The following is a 14036-nucleotide window of genomic DNA, read 5'->3' on the forward strand; positions in this document are numbered from 1 at the left end:
GCGTCGTCGATGGCGCGCACTATACGGAGCGACTTTTTAACTGTAAACCCCTGCCGGCAAAAAAAATGATTTTTTTTACCAGCGGTGTTCAAAACGGCTTTCGAACGTCGATAGAGGGCTTTAGAAAGGCCTTTATAGTCTGAAATTTCCCGTTTGATGGCGCCTATGCCAAACTAACCCGCATATAGACAAGGTGAAAACTCTCTAATGGCCGATTGGCAGTCCCTCGATCCCGAGGCCGCTCGTGAAGCGGAAAAATATGAAAACCCTATTCCCAGCCGCGAACTGATCCTTCAGCACCTTGCTGATCGAGGTTCGCCTGCTGCCCGCGAGCAACTGGTCGAAGAATTTGGTCTGACCACAGAAGACCAGATCGAAGCCCTGCGCCGCCGCCTGCGCGCCATGGAGCGCGACGCTCAACTGATCTACACCCGCCGCGGCACGTATGCGCCGGTCGACAAGCTCGACCTGATCCTCGGTCGCATCAGTGGTCACCGGGACGGCTTCGGCTTCCTGGTGCCGGATGACGGCTCCGACGACCTGTTCATGAGCCCGGCGCAAATGCGTCTGGTGTTCGACGGCGACCGTGCCCTGGCGCGTGTTTCCGGCCTGGACCGTCGCGGTCGTCGCGAAGGCGTGATCGTCGAAGTGGTGTCCCGTGCCCACGAAAGCATCGTCGGCCGCTACTTCGAAGAAGGCGGTATCGGCTTCGTCGTCGCGGACAACCCGAAGATCCAGCAGGAAGTGCTGGTGACGCCGGGCCGTAACGCCAACGCCCAGATCGGTCAGTTCGTCGAGGTGAAAATCACCCACTGGCCGACGCCGCGCTTCCAGCCGCAAGGTGATGTGATCGAAGTGGTCGGCAACTACATGGCGCCGGGCATGGAAATCGATGTCGCCCTGCGCACCTACGACATTCCGCACGTCTGGCCTGAAGCCGTTCTGAAGGAAGCCGGCAAGCTCAAGCCGGAAGTCGAAGAAAAAGACAAAGAGAAGCGCGTCGACCTGCGCCATCTGCCGTTCGTCACCATCGATGGCGAAGATGCCCGCGACTTCGACGACGCGGTCTACTGCGAAGCCAAGCCAGGCAAGCTGCGCCTGTTCTCCGGCGGCTGGAAGTTGTACGTGGCGATTGCCGACGTTTCCAGCTATGTGAAGATCGGTTCGGCTCTGGATAACGAAGCCCAGGTGCGCGGCAACTCGGTGTACTTCCCCGAGCGCGTGGTGCCGATGCTGCCGGAGCAGCTCTCCAACGGCCTGTGCTCGCTGAACCCGCACGTCGATCGTCTGGCCATGGTTTGCGAGATGACCATCTCCAAGTCCGGCGAAATGACCGACTACTGCTTCTATGAAGCGGTGATCCATTCCCACGCCCGTCTGACCTATAACAAGGTCAGTGCGATGCTGGAAACGCCGAAGGCGACCGAAGGGCGCAAGCTTCGCGGTGAATACACCGACGTCCTGCCGCACCTCAAGCAACTCTACGCGCTGTACAAGGTATTGCTGGCTGCCCGTCATGTGCGTGGCGCGATCGATTTCGAAACGCAGGAAACCCGGATCATCTTCGGTTCCGAGCGCAAGATTGCCGAAATCCGTCCGACTACCCGTAATGACGCGCACAAGCTGATCGAGGAATGCATGCTGGCGGCCAACGTGGCCACCGCTGAGTTCCTGAAAAAGCACGAAATCCCTGCACTGTACCGCGTCCACGACGGCCCGCCACCGGAGCGTCTGGAAAAGCTGCGCGCGTTCCTCGGCGAACTCGGCCTGTCCCTGCACAAAGGCAAGGATGGTCCGTCGCCGAAGGACTATCAGGCACTGTTGGCCAGCATCAAGGATCGTCCGGATTTCCACCTGATCCAGACCGTGATGCTGCGCTCCCTGAGCCAGGCGGTGTACAGCGCCCAGAACGAAGGCCACTTCGGCCTGAATTACGAAGCCTATACCCACTTCACCTCGCCGATCCGTCGTTACCCGGACCTGCTCACGCACCGGGCGATCCGCAGCGTGATCCATTCGAAACAGGACACCCCGCACGTTCGCCGTGCCGGTGCGATGACCATTCCGAAGGCGCGCATCTATCCGTACGACGAAGCAGCGCTGGAGCAACTCGGCGAGCAGTGCTCGATGAGCGAGCGCCGTGCCGACGAAGCGACCCGCGACGTGGTGAACTGGCTCAAGTGCGAGTTCATGAAAGACCGCGTGGGCGAATCGTTCCCGGGCGTGATCACTGCCGTGACCGGTTTCGGGCTGTTCGTCGAACTGACCGATATTTACGTCGAAGGTCTGGTGCATGTTACGGCGTTGCCGGGTGACTACTACCACTTCGACCCTGTGCACCACCGCCTGGCGGGCGAGCGCACCGGTCGCAGCTTCCGTCTTGGCGATACCGTTGAGGTGCGGGTGATGCGCGTCGATCTCGACGAGCGCAAGATCGACTTCGAGATGGCTGAAAAAACCATCAGCGCGCCGATCGGCCGCAAAAAGCGTGGCACCGAGACGACCGCTCCTGCAGCGAAGGTTCTGGAAGAGAAGGCTCCGGCAAAATCCGCCAGCCGTCGCCCGGCCAAGGAAAAAGCCGTCGAGGCTTATCGTCCGAGCGATGCCGTGGCGAAAAACGCCGAACTGCGCAAAAGCCGTGAAATGAAGAAGGCCTTGCTGGCCGACGCCAAAAACGGTGGTAAAGCGGCGTCCGGGGGAAAGACCGGACGGTCGGTGCCTGACAAGGCTTCCGGCGGCAAGCCAGCCAAACCGAGCAAACACCGTAAAGGCCCGCCGAAAGCGGGTTCCGCTCCAGCCAAAAGTGGCGGGGCGCGTAAACCGAAGGCGAAGTCATGAGTCAGTTGGAAAAAATCTACGGCGTTCACGCGGTAGAAGCGTTGCTGCGTCACCACCCTAAACGCGTCAAGCAGATCTGGCTGGCCGAGAGTCGCAACGATCCGCGGGTGCAGACGCTGATCGAGCTGGCCAACGAAAACCGGGTCCAGATCGGTCAGGCCGAGCGCCGCGAAATGGACGCCTGGGTCGAAGGCGTGCACCAAGGCGTGGTGGCGGACGTCAGTCCGAGCCAGGTCTGGGGCGAGGCGATGCTGGACGAGCTGCTCGATCGCACCGAAGGCGCGCCGCTGTTGCTGGTGCTCGACGGCGTGACCGACCCGCACAACCTCGGCGCCTGCCTGCGTTCGGCGGATGCCGCCGGTGCGCTGGCGGTCATCGTGCCAAAAGACAAGTCGGCCACCCTGACCCCTGTGGTGCGTAAAGTGGCTTGCGGCGCGGCGGAGGTGATTCCTCTGGTGGCGGTGACCAACCTTGCTCGCACCCTGGAAAAACTCCAGCAGCGCGGGTTGTGGATTGTCGGCACGGCGGGTGAGGCCGAAGTCAGCATCTATGACCAGGATCTGACTGGTCCGACCATCCTGATCATGGGTGCCGAAGGCAAAGGCATGCGTCGTCTGACCCGTGAACATTGCGATTATCTGGTGCACCTGCCGATGGCCGGTAGCGTCAGCAGTCTCAACGTCTCGGTTGCGACCGGCGTGTGCCTGTTCGAGGCCCAGCGTCAGCGCGGTGCCAAGGCCAAGGCGGCTAAAAAGGCTTAAGCCTCACGGCGTCATAAATGTGGGAGCGAGCCTGCTCGCGAAGCGGAGTTACATTCAGCATCATTGTTGGATGTTAAGCCGTCATCGCGAGCAGGCTCGCTCCCACAGTGTTTTCTGGTGTGGCAGAAAGTGCGACTGTTCAAATAATCACCAATTGCCTTGCACCTCTTCAGTCCCTTCTCTACAATTGCGCCCCTTGCTGTGGCGGCAGGCATGCATGTGCCCCGCGCCAGCAAGTCCATAAGTGTCATTCACTCCTTGTCTGACCGTTTTTGAGCGGCAGGCTACAACCCGTAAGGAGCATTCATGCGTCATTACGAAATCATCTTTCTGGTCCACCCTGACCAGAGCGAGCAAGTCGGCGGCATGGTTGAGCGTTACACCAAGCTGATCGAAGAAGACGGCGGCAAAATCCACCGTCTGGAAGACTGGGGCCGTCGTCAACTGGCCTACGCAATCAACAATGTTCACAAGGCTCACTACGTGATGCTGAACGTTGAGTGCACTGGCAAGGCCCTGGCCGAGCTGGAAGACAACTTCCGCTACAACGATGCTGTGATCCGTAACCTGGTCATCCGTCGCGACGAAGCCGTTACCGGCCAGTCCGAGATGCTCAAGGCTGAAGAAAACCGCAGTGAGCGCCGTGAGCGTCGCGAACGTCCTGAGCACGATGGCAGCGCCGATGGCGATGACAGCGATAGCGACAGCGACAACAGCGATAACGCTGACGAGTAATCCACGGACCTTTTAAGGAGCCTATCAAATGGCACGTTTCTTCCGTCGTCGTAAATTCTGCCGCTTCACCGCTGAAGACGTGAAGGAGATCGATTACAAAGATCTCAACACTCTGAAAGCCTACGTATCCGAGACCGGCAAAATCGTTCCAAGCCGCATCACCGGTACCAAAGCTCGTTATCAGCGTCAGCTGGCCACCGCTATCAAGCGCGCCCGCTTCCTGGCCCTGCTGGCCTACACCGACAGCCACGGCCGCTGAGACCGGGCAGTCGACAAGTAGCAAAGGATTGAATGCATGCGTGCCTTAGCTGAGTTCATCATGCGCGGCCGTATGCAGGCCACTCTCGTAGTGGCCGGGTGTGCAACATTGCCGTTGTTGTATTGGTTGGGTGCTGCCGCCGGGAGCCTGGTGCTTCTGCGGCGCGGATTGACCGACGCCCTGGGCGTCGTGTCGCTGGGACTGCTGCCGGCATTGATCTGGTGGTTGTATGCCGATGACCCACGGGCACTTCTGGTGCTGCTGGGGTCTTCGGGGCTTGCGCTGGTGTTGCGCGCAAGCGAGTCCTGGGTCCGTACGCTGCTGGTCAGCGTAGCCATGGGGCTGGTGTTTTCAGTGGTGCTCGGGGCGGCGTTCGCGCCCCAGATCGAGATGCTGGCGCAGGCCTTGGTAAAGGTCATGCCCGCGCTTCTCGGTGATGCCTACCAACAATTGTCGGTAGACGAGCAGGCGCGTTTCGCGTCGCTGATCGCACCGGTCCTGACCGGCCTGATTGCGGCCTTGTTGCAGATCGTCAGCGTGCTGAGCCTGATTGTCGGGCGTTATTGGCAGGCGTTGTTGTACAACCCGGGTGGTTTTGGTCGCGAGTTTCGCGCCATCCGGATCCCGCTGGGGCCGGCGATGTTGCTGCTGGCGTTGATGCTTCTGGGCCCGAATCTCGGTGCACAGATGGCCATGTTGACGCCGTTGTGCAGTGTACCGCTGGTGTTCGCCGGGCTGGCCCTGATTCACGGGCTGGTGGCGCAAAGGCGACTGGCCGGTTTCTGGCTGGTGGGGTTGTACGTGACGCTGTTGCTGTTCATGCAGCTGATCTATCCGTTGCTCGTGGTTCTGGCCATTGTCGACAGCCTGATTGATTTTCGCGGTCGGGTGTCGAAAGACACCGATAACGCGAACGGTGAAGGTTAAAAGTTAAGAGGATTTCCACATGCAACTGATCCTTCTGGAAAAAATCGCCAACCTGGGCAACCTGGGCGACAAAGTAAACGTTAAGGCCGGTTACGGCCGTAACTACCTGCTGCCTTTCGGCAAAGCCACCGCTGCGACCGCTGCCAACCTGGCCGCGTTCGAAGAGCGTCGCGCTGAGCTGGAAAAAGCCGCCGCAGACCGTAAAGCATCGGCTGAAAGCCGTGCTGCCCAACTGGCCGAGCTGGAAGTGACCATCACTGCCACCGCTGGCGACGAAGGCAAGCTGTTCGGTTCGATCGGTACGCACGACATCGCTGACGCACTGACCGCCTCCGGCGTTGAAGTGCAGAAGAGCGAAGTTCGTCTGCCGAACGGCACCATCCGCAACGTGGGTGAATTCGACGTGGCCGTGCACCTGCACGCCGAAGTTGAAGCCACCGTGCGCGTTGTCGTGGTAGCAGCTTAAGCAACACCCTGATCGACTGGCGGCCTGTCCGTCAGACGGTTAACATCGGGCACGATCCTGTTTACAGGTCGTGCCCTTTGTCTTTCTGCACTCCCTGCTTTTCCTGATTAAAAAGTGGCCATGAACGAAATCTCCGCTCCCGAGCAATACGATCTGCAAACTGCCGCGCTGAAGGTGCCGCCGCATTCCATCGAGGCCGAACAGGCTGTACTCGGTGGTCTGATGCTGGACAACAACGCCTGGGAACGCGTGCTCGATCAAGTCTCCGACGGCGATTTCTACCGACATGACCACCGTCTGATTTTCCGTGCGATCGCCAAACTGGCCGATCAGAACTTGCCGATCGATGTCGTGACCCTTGCCGAGCAACTGGACAAGGAAGGTCAGACTTCGCAGGTCGGCGGCCTCGGTTACCTTGGCGAACTGGCGAAAAACACGCCGTCCGTCGCCAACATCAAGGCTTATGCGCAGATCGTCCGCCAACGTGCGACGTTGCGTCAGTTGATCGGTATCAGTACCGAAATTGCCGACAGCGCCTTCAATCCCGAAGGTCGCACAGCCGAGGAAATCCTCGACGAAGCCGAGCGGCAGATCTTCGCGATTGCCGAAGCCCGGCCAAAAACCGGCGGCCCGGTGGGTGTGAATGACCTGTTGACCAAGGCCATCGACCGCATCGATACCCTGTTCAACACCGCCGACTCGATCACTGGCCTGTCCACCGGCTACACCGACCTCGACGAGAAGACCAGCGGCCTGCAACCGGCCGACTTGATCATCGTCGCCGGCCGTCCGTCGATGGGTAAGACGACTTTCGCGATGAACCTGGTGGAAAACGCCGTGTTGCGCAGCGACAAGGTCGTGCTGGTGTACTCCCTCGAGATGCCAGGCGAATCGCTGATCATGCGTATGCTGTCGTCCCTCGGCCGTATCGACCAGACCAAGGTGCGTTCCGGCCAGTTGGAAGATGACGACTGGCCGCGCCTGACCTCGGCAGTCAACCTGCTCAACGACCGCAAGCTGTTCATCGATGACACCGCCGGCATCAGCCCGTCGGAGATGCGTGCCCGGACCCGGCGTCTGGTGCGCGAGCACGGCGACATCGGCCTGATCATGATCGACTACCTGCAGCTGATGCAGATCCCGGGTTCCAGCGGTGACAACCGGACCAACGAGATTTCCGAGATCTCCCGATCCCTGAAAGCCCTGGCCAAGGAATTCAACTGCCCGGTAGTCGCCCTGTCGCAGCTCAACCGTTCCCTGGAACAACGTCCCAACAAGCGCCCGGTGAACTCCGACTTGCGGGAATCCGGAGCGATCGAGCAGGACGCCGACGTGATCATGTTCGTGTACCGGGACGAGGTGTATCACCCGGAAACCGAGCACAAGGGCATCGCCGAGATCATCATCGGCAAGCAGCGGAACGGCCCGATCGGCTTCATCCGCCTGGCGTTCATCGGCAAATACACCCGTTTCGAGAACCTTGCCCCGGGTAGCTATAACTTCGACGATGACGAGTAAGGACTAAGCGTTTCAACCGACTGCATCAGCCGGTTGAAACGGATGCTTCCGACAATCGTTGCTACAGGTCGGCTGAATTGTCAGAGAAGGGCGGTCCTATTTCGCCAGTTCAAATATTTTTCGTGCCGTTTTGCCGTCGAACGATTCACGCCAGATCGGGATGTGCGGCAAGCCGGCCTGCTCATCCTGGCGCTGGGACGATGCGCCCCGTCTGGCCTGATCAAGCTTTTTGAGATGGGCACCCTTGACCGTGAAGTTCAGCGCGACGCTGTTCTTCCTGTCGTAGTGAAAATGGGCTTCCCACAAAGGTGAACCGTCGGATCGATCAGTGATGGAATAAACGTCCAGAAATGATTTGTTCTGGCCTTTGCCTACCGGCTGGCGATCAACAGTCCTGGTCGCGCCGAGCTCCGCGTGATCCAGCAGATAGTTCAGGCGCAGTATGTCCAGCACGTCCCGATCTTTGTACATCCGTATCAGGATCTTCTGTCCTTCGGCGGTCAATAAATTGCCAGCGTTTCGCAGACGACCGACCAGCCCCGTGATCTCGCGGTCCTCGGTTCCCTTGCTGTGGTGTTCAAGCAAACGTGCCTGCTCGTTGAGTCGGTCCGCCTCGGTACCCAGAAACTCGATGATTTCCGTCGGGTTGGTTTTTCCGGTTTCCTTGGCTCTTGCTTCGTCCTGATGAGTTTTGACTTCGGCCAACAAGCGGTTCGCTTCGCCAAGCAGCTGTAGCCTGGTCGTTGCGCCAATCGGCGGGCGTACGGGCAACCATTCACCTTCGCGTTTTTCGTATCGCTGAGGCAGATTGTTCGGGTGGAAAGGATCAGGCACCTTGAGGGTGACGTTGCCGTCTGGGGCAATTTCCTGTTCTCCCACCAGTACCTTGTAGGTGCCGCGCTGGCGGGTTCGAAATATTTTCCTTGGAGGAGGGGGAGGCGCCGCTTCCGCATGGACCGGTTGTGCAGGAACAAAATCGAAATCGATCTCCTGATCAAGACGGGGAAGCTCGGTATTGCGGTCAAAGGTGGCAAAGATCTCGGTCAGCGTGCTCTCGATTCTCTTCTCGAACAAATCGGTCAGCGCGATGATTTCTCTGAGGTGAGCAGTGTTTTCAGGCGTCTCGGAGGCCACTTGCGCTTCAAAACGGATCTTCTCTGCCTTGATCTGATCGAGGGCCAACAGCAGCGCGGGCGGTTGCTCTCGCCTGGGCACATTTTCCAGGTCTTCGCTGAACAGGCGGGCAGCCCGCGCCGATTGCATACCTGTGCCGGCAGGGTTTTCGGGGTTGTTCGCAAACAGGTACAGGTAGGCTATCAGCTTGTTGCAATTGACCTCGTCGGCTCCGTGAACGCTGCGGTTCATTTCGTCCAGTTCAACTGATCGCCTCGGTGCAACTTGTTTGATCTGATCCACCACCGTTTGACGGATGTCGAGCAGCTTGAGCTTCCTGTTGTAATGCCCAATGAGTTTCCTGTAACTATCGAGGTTGTAGGCCTGTACGCTGGGCTTGATTCGCAAATCCATTATTTGCAGGAGGCTGTTCAGGGCCACCACTCTGTCCATCCAGATTTTCTGCAAGCTCTGTGTGGTGAATCTTTCTTTGATTTGATGCTTCCAGTCCTCGTGGTCGATGAACCTTTTTGCAAAGTCATCATGCAGTCGGGTGTGCTTGAACAGGAGCAATTCAAGTTCGGCAAAGCTCAAGGTACGTTCGGCACTTCCAACGGGGAGGGCAAAAGCCTTTACCCAGAGAGCATTGGCGACATCGGTTGACTGGTTGATTGCTGCGTGAGCCGCCTCGAAGGGTTCCCATCCCACATGTTGGACCTGGGGTATCTGAACTCCCCGACGACGGTGCATTCCTCCCTTCAGACCCACGGATACTGCAAACCAGGCGTTCGCCTCGCCGCGGGAAATCGCCAGGGTTTCACCGGGCCGACTCGCGTTGTAGATATTTGTATCGTCGTTTGCCACGGGATCCGTGGGTTTGACAATGCGCCAGACCTTCTGTTGAGGAGAGGATGCATCGATATCCTGCATGACTTGATAGGCCTGATTTTCAATGACGACGTAACGCTTGCCTTCGAACGCGTATATCCCGTTGTCATCCGCCACCGCGTCAGTGAAGTCCAGAGAGGTACGGAAGTCTTCCAGGCGACGGCTGCTCAGACTGAAGGTCATCGACTCCGGATCGAGCATCGGGTACCAGAGCCTGCTGTCGGGGTCTTGCAGAAGCAGCGGGCCGGACGGGACTCGCTCACTGCTCAGCCTGGCGCGGTACAGGCCGCTTTCGCTGTCCAGGCCGACCAGAAAGATGCTGCCGTCGAGCATGTCGACAAACTGCCGTCCCTTGAACCACCTGAATCCCTGGGCATCGGGCTGAGGCAACTGGACATCAGACGCGATCCGGTATTCCTCCAGAGAGGGCCGCGTCGCTGGCATGTTTTGCGTTGTGGAAGGTATTTCGCTGATGTTCACTTGCGGCGCAGGGGTGATGGCATCCAGATCAATATCCGCCTGCGTTCTGCCCGACCCGCCGAGGCGTTCGCGATGATGGATCACCGGCGAGGAGAACCGAGTCGGATCGGCTCCGGGAAGCGACTCGTTTGCTCGGCGTGAAGGAGGTGTATGTACTTCTACGGTAGTGTTGCCCTTGGAGGGCGGTTTTACTGGCATGGGGTGTTCATCCTTGAATACTTGATTCAGTCGTCGGCGTCATTGCCTTGTTTGGCTGCGAACCCGAAACGTGCGAATCATCGGGAGCAGCGGGTTGGTCCAGCTCCTGACGGGTCAGGGTCTGCATCAATGTCGCTTCATCTATTGCCAGTTGTCCTTGCAGATCATCGCTTTTCGCCTGGTATTGCTCCATGGTCAGTTGTTTGGCTTCGAGGCTTTCATGCAGCTCGGCGAGTCGGGCCTGATAAGGCTCGCGCTGCTCTTCGAATTGCTGTCGATACTTGCTCGTCAGGTAGTCTTTCCAGAATTCGCGTGAAAGCAGAGCCTGGCGTTCCGCAGGCGAGTTATCCAGGTCAATCACGGCTTTATAAACCCCGCTCAGCATTTCGCGGGTAACGCGACCCATCCCGATGAAACTGACGTTTTCTGGCTGGCCCGGAAGTTCAAGGGAGTCCTTGAGCCCGAATCGATAGGCCAGTCTGATTTCGACCTCTTCCTGCAAACGCAGGACGTGCGGTCGTTTTTCCTCCTCGGAAACCTGCGGATCCCTGACGATTGCTTCGCTGCGCTGAATATCTTCCGCAGCGAGTCTGTCGACTTCCTGCAAACGGAACAGACGGCGCGACAAATGCACCAGTTGCGGGCCCAGCGCGTGATCCCCGGCTTGTTTGCGGGCGCTGTAGACCATGGTCAGAACCTCGAGATTGCCAAAGGAGAAGGCCGCTCGATCGCAGCAGGCCGGTTCGCCGGCACGATCGAAAAGATCCCGACGCAATTGATCCGATTCAGCGCTGTTTTCACTGATCGAATCCAGAACGTTCCAGACCCTGCGCTGCAAATCCGGGTGTGCGACCGGGCCGGCGTTCAGGCGTTGCAACACGGTGAAGAAAGCTTGCGCCCCCTGTTGGCTGATCAATCTTTGCCACTGTTCCCGTTTCAGCGCAACCTGCTGTGCAGGCATGCCTTGAGTCCAGCGCAAGAGCCCGTCCGAAGGTGAATGCGCTGACGGAAGTGCGTTTCTGAGAAGAGTGTTTTCCAGGAATGCTTGTGTATTCAGCGACGGCTGGGCGCGAGTTATCGAGAGCAAGCGACTCAAGTCACCCGAGACCAGTCTCTGAGCAGCGACACGGTCGCGGAAACGCTGGATGCGCTCCAGGGAGACTTCTGACAGCGGGTTGCCACTCACGTCGGTCACACTGTTTACTCGAAGCTGCTGGAGCAGCAGTGCATCGGGAGGGTCGATGATTGCGTCCGGAATTGTCGTGATCCGATTGTCGTACAGCAGGATGTCTTCCAGCGCCGGTTGTGCCAATAGCCCGGGCGGCCAGGTATCAATGCTGGTGTTGCCCAGGTTCAGCGAGCGCATATCCGTGATTGCGCTGAAGTCCGGAGTGATGCCCAGTGGATTATCGTTGAGCATCAATGCTCGCAGCGTTACGCGTTCGGAGAGTATGCGAGCTGTTTCCGGCGTCAGCGTGATCCGATTGTTTTGCAGGGACAGCCGCGTCATGGCATGCATTTGTCCGATCGCGGCAGGAAGCTCGCGTAACTGGTTGTTCGACATGTCCAGCCAGCGGACATGCTGAAACCTCGCCAGGAAACCATCCGGGGAAACGCTCAGGTTCATGCCGCTCAGTTTCAGTGAACCGACATGACTGAAATCAACGTCGTTCAGATCCGGTACGCTGTCCAGGCGTAAACCGTTCAGTTTCAGTTCCAGGCCTATGGGCGTTCCATCGGCGGCGTACTTTTGCGGTGTTTCACGTCTCCAGCAAGCGAGTATTCGTGTTTTCGCCCTGTAACGATCGCCCAGTCTGTCGGGATCGAGTTGCATCTGGTTTGCCCGCACGTAGCGCTGCCGGGAACCGCCACCGGAAAACGACCAGGCATTCAACTGACTTTCCAGGGTCTGAAACTCTCGTTCGAGCCGTGTAATTGTGGCTTCCGTATCCGGCCCCAGGCCGCTCAGGAATTCTCGGGCCTCGTGGATGCTTTTATGGGGGTGGATGTTCTGAAGTCGCTTTACCAACGGGCTGGGAAGAATGAAGGCATCTTTGACGGTGTAGATCTCGTTGATGGGATATCGATTCGAGGCGAGCTCCCAGAAGCGGTCGAAATGCTGCCAGTAGCCCTCGGAGAACTGATTGCCGTCCAGCAGTGTGACGGCATTGATCCGGACTTGGGTGAGCCCTTGTTCACCGCTTGGGTCGAGCAGCTCGGGCGGGACCTCGCGCAATCGGTTGGAGCGCAGGTCGATCTGGTCCATTTCGGTTTGAGTCCGTAATCCCGCTGGCCACTGATCGATTCCTGTATGGCTGAGATTGAGATTTCTCAGCTCGGACATGTTGCTGAAGTCAGGTGTCATGCCCAGGGGGTTACCCGACAGATCAAGTTGCTTGAGCCTGACCATGCTGCCGAGTGCTTGCGCACCTTTTTGATCCAGCACAATCCGGTTGGAGTGCAGATCGAGCATGGTCAGTTCGGGCATCGCGCGGATCGAGTCAGGAACTGCGGTGAGCCCCGATTCGACAATGCTCAGGCGGGTAAGTCGTGGGAAATGTGTCAGAAAGTCATCGCCGGTGCCTGGCCAGGCTATGCCTTTGATTTTCAAAACCTCGATATGCCCAAAACTCACCTTCAGGGGCGGAAGTGCTCCTCCTCCGCCCTCCGGCAGCCAGAGAATCGTGCCTGATTCTCGGCGCCAGCAACGCAGGATGTGATCGTTTACACGAACTGCCCAGTGCTTGTGGGCCTGTGAAGCCTCGGCGGTTTGCTGGATCCAGGCCACCAGATCCTCTTTCAGAGTCGCTAATTCGGCCTCCAGTCGTTTCAGTCCACCTTCGACATCCTTTCCCAGTGAATCCATGGCGGCTCTGAGCCCCGGCTCATCAAGGGCCGGGTAAAGCTTGCGAAGACGCCCCAGATGCGTTTGCAGGAACCGGCCGAGCGCGGCGTTCAGTTGAGCGCCGGACGGATTGCCTGAGGTGTTTCCCCGTCCCGGAAACATCCCCCCTGCGCCGCCGACGACCAGTCCGCTCCAGCCGATCCGCTCATCATAGAAAACAGCTTCCGACCTGCCCGGGCGCGTGGCGACATATCGGTTGTGCTCGTCCCGGGCCACCGCATCCTGGGGCCGGACGATGCGCATCACCTGAAGGTTCGGCGAGGATGCCTCCACATCATGCATGGCCTGATAAGCCTGATTGTCGATGACCAGGTAGAGCTTGCCTTCGAAACGATGCAATCCATCGCTGTCAGGCACCTGGTTAGAAAAGTCCAGAGAGGTACGGAAGTCTTCCAGGCGACGGCTGCTCAGACTGAAGGTCATCGACTCCAGATCGACCATCGGGTACCAGAGCCTGCTGTCGGGGTCTTGCAGAAGCAGCGGGCCGGACGGGACTCGCTCACTGCTCAGCCTGGCGCGGTACAGGCCGCTCTCGCTGTCCAGGCCGACCAGAAAGATGCTGCCGTCGAGCATGTCGACAAACTGCCGTCCCTTGAACCACCTGAATCCCTGGGCATCGGGCTGAGGCAACTGGACATCAGACGCGATCCGGTATTCCTCCAGAGAGGGCCGCGTCGCTGGCATGTTTTGCGTTGTGGAAGGTATTTCGCTGATGTTCACTTGCGGCGCGGGTGCGATGGCATCCAGATCGATATCCGCCTGCGTTCTGCCCGACCCGCCGAGGCGTTCGCGATGATGGATCACCGGCGAGGAGAACCGAGTCGGATCGGCTCCGGGAAGCGACTCGTTTGCTCGGCGTGAAGGAGGTGTATGTACGTCTACGGTAGTGTTGCCCCTGGAGGGCGGTTTTACTGGCATGGTTATTCATCCTTGAATCATGGTTGCATC

General features: G+C 58.7%; 9 protein-coding genes. 7 read left to right on the forward strand and 2 right to left on the reverse strand.

What is annotated here, in order from left to right:
• The first annotated feature begins 207 nt into the window (after positions 1–207).
• The 7 genes from rnr (at position 208) to dnaB (ending at position 7504) form a co-directional block, all read left to right on the forward strand.
• Entirely contained in the window at positions 208–2838 is a 2631-nt protein-coding gene (rnr, locus tag ACEN93_RS19590; protein WP_495610400.1) for a ribonuclease R, read from the forward strand.
• Positions 2835–3599 carry a 23S rRNA (guanosine(2251)-2'-O)-methyltransferase RlmB gene (rlmB, locus tag ACEN93_RS19595; protein WP_039766671.1) on the forward strand — a complete coding sequence of 255 codons (765 nt, stop codon included), beginning with the start codon at positions 2835–2837 and terminating at the stop codon, positions 3597–3599. The genes rnr and rlmB overlap by 4 nt, the downstream gene beginning before the upstream one ends.
• A 306-nt stretch (positions 3600–3905) precedes the next feature.
• Positions 3906–4334 (forward strand): 30S ribosomal protein S6, encoded by a 429-nt coding sequence (gene rpsF, locus ACEN93_RS19600; RefSeq protein WP_007950702.1) that lies wholly within the window; start codon positions 3906–3908, stop codon positions 4332–4334.
• A gap of 28 nt (positions 4335–4362) precedes the next feature.
• Positions 4363–4593: a 30S ribosomal protein S18 gene (rpsR, locus tag ACEN93_RS19605; protein WP_002551829.1), complete on the forward strand. Its 231-nt coding sequence runs from the start codon at positions 4363–4365 to the stop codon at positions 4591–4593.
• 36 nt (positions 4594–4629) lie between these two features.
• Positions 4630–5520: a YybS family protein gene (locus ACEN93_RS19610; RefSeq protein WP_039766674.1), complete on the forward strand. Its 891-nt coding sequence runs from the start codon at positions 4630–4632 to the stop codon at positions 5518–5520.
• Positions 5521–5539: 19 nt separating this feature from the next.
• Positions 5540–5986: a 50S ribosomal protein L9 gene (rplI, locus tag ACEN93_RS19615; protein ID WP_003221136.1), complete on the forward strand. Its 447-nt coding sequence runs from the start codon at positions 5540–5542 to the stop codon at positions 5984–5986.
• Between the two features lie 120 nt (positions 5987–6106).
• Positions 6107–7504: a replicative DNA helicase gene (dnaB, locus tag ACEN93_RS19620; RefSeq protein ID WP_011332193.1), complete on the forward strand. Its 1398-nt coding sequence runs from the start codon at positions 6107–6109 to the stop codon at positions 7502–7504.
• Between the two features lie 96 nt (positions 7505–7600).
• Here dnaB and ACEN93_RS19625 read toward each other — a convergent pair whose 3' ends face one another.
• Together ACEN93_RS19625 and ACEN93_RS19630 are read right to left on the reverse strand one after the other, a co-directional pair.
• The gene (locus tag ACEN93_RS19625) at positions 7601–10183 is read right to left on the reverse strand and encodes a hypothetical protein (protein WP_495610401.1); all 2583 of its coding nucleotides are present in this window, start codon (positions 10181–10183) and stop codon (positions 7601–7603) included.
• Between the two features lie 7 nt (positions 10184–10190).
• On the reverse strand, positions 10191–14006 hold the full coding sequence (locus ACEN93_RS19630) for an NEL-type E3 ubiquitin ligase domain-containing protein (RefSeq protein ID WP_495610402.1): 3816 nt from the start codon (positions 14004–14006) through the stop codon (positions 10191–10193).
• Positions 14007–14036 lie beyond the last annotated feature (30 nt).

Source organism: Pseudomonas sp. Pseusp21 (assembly GCF_059492145.1).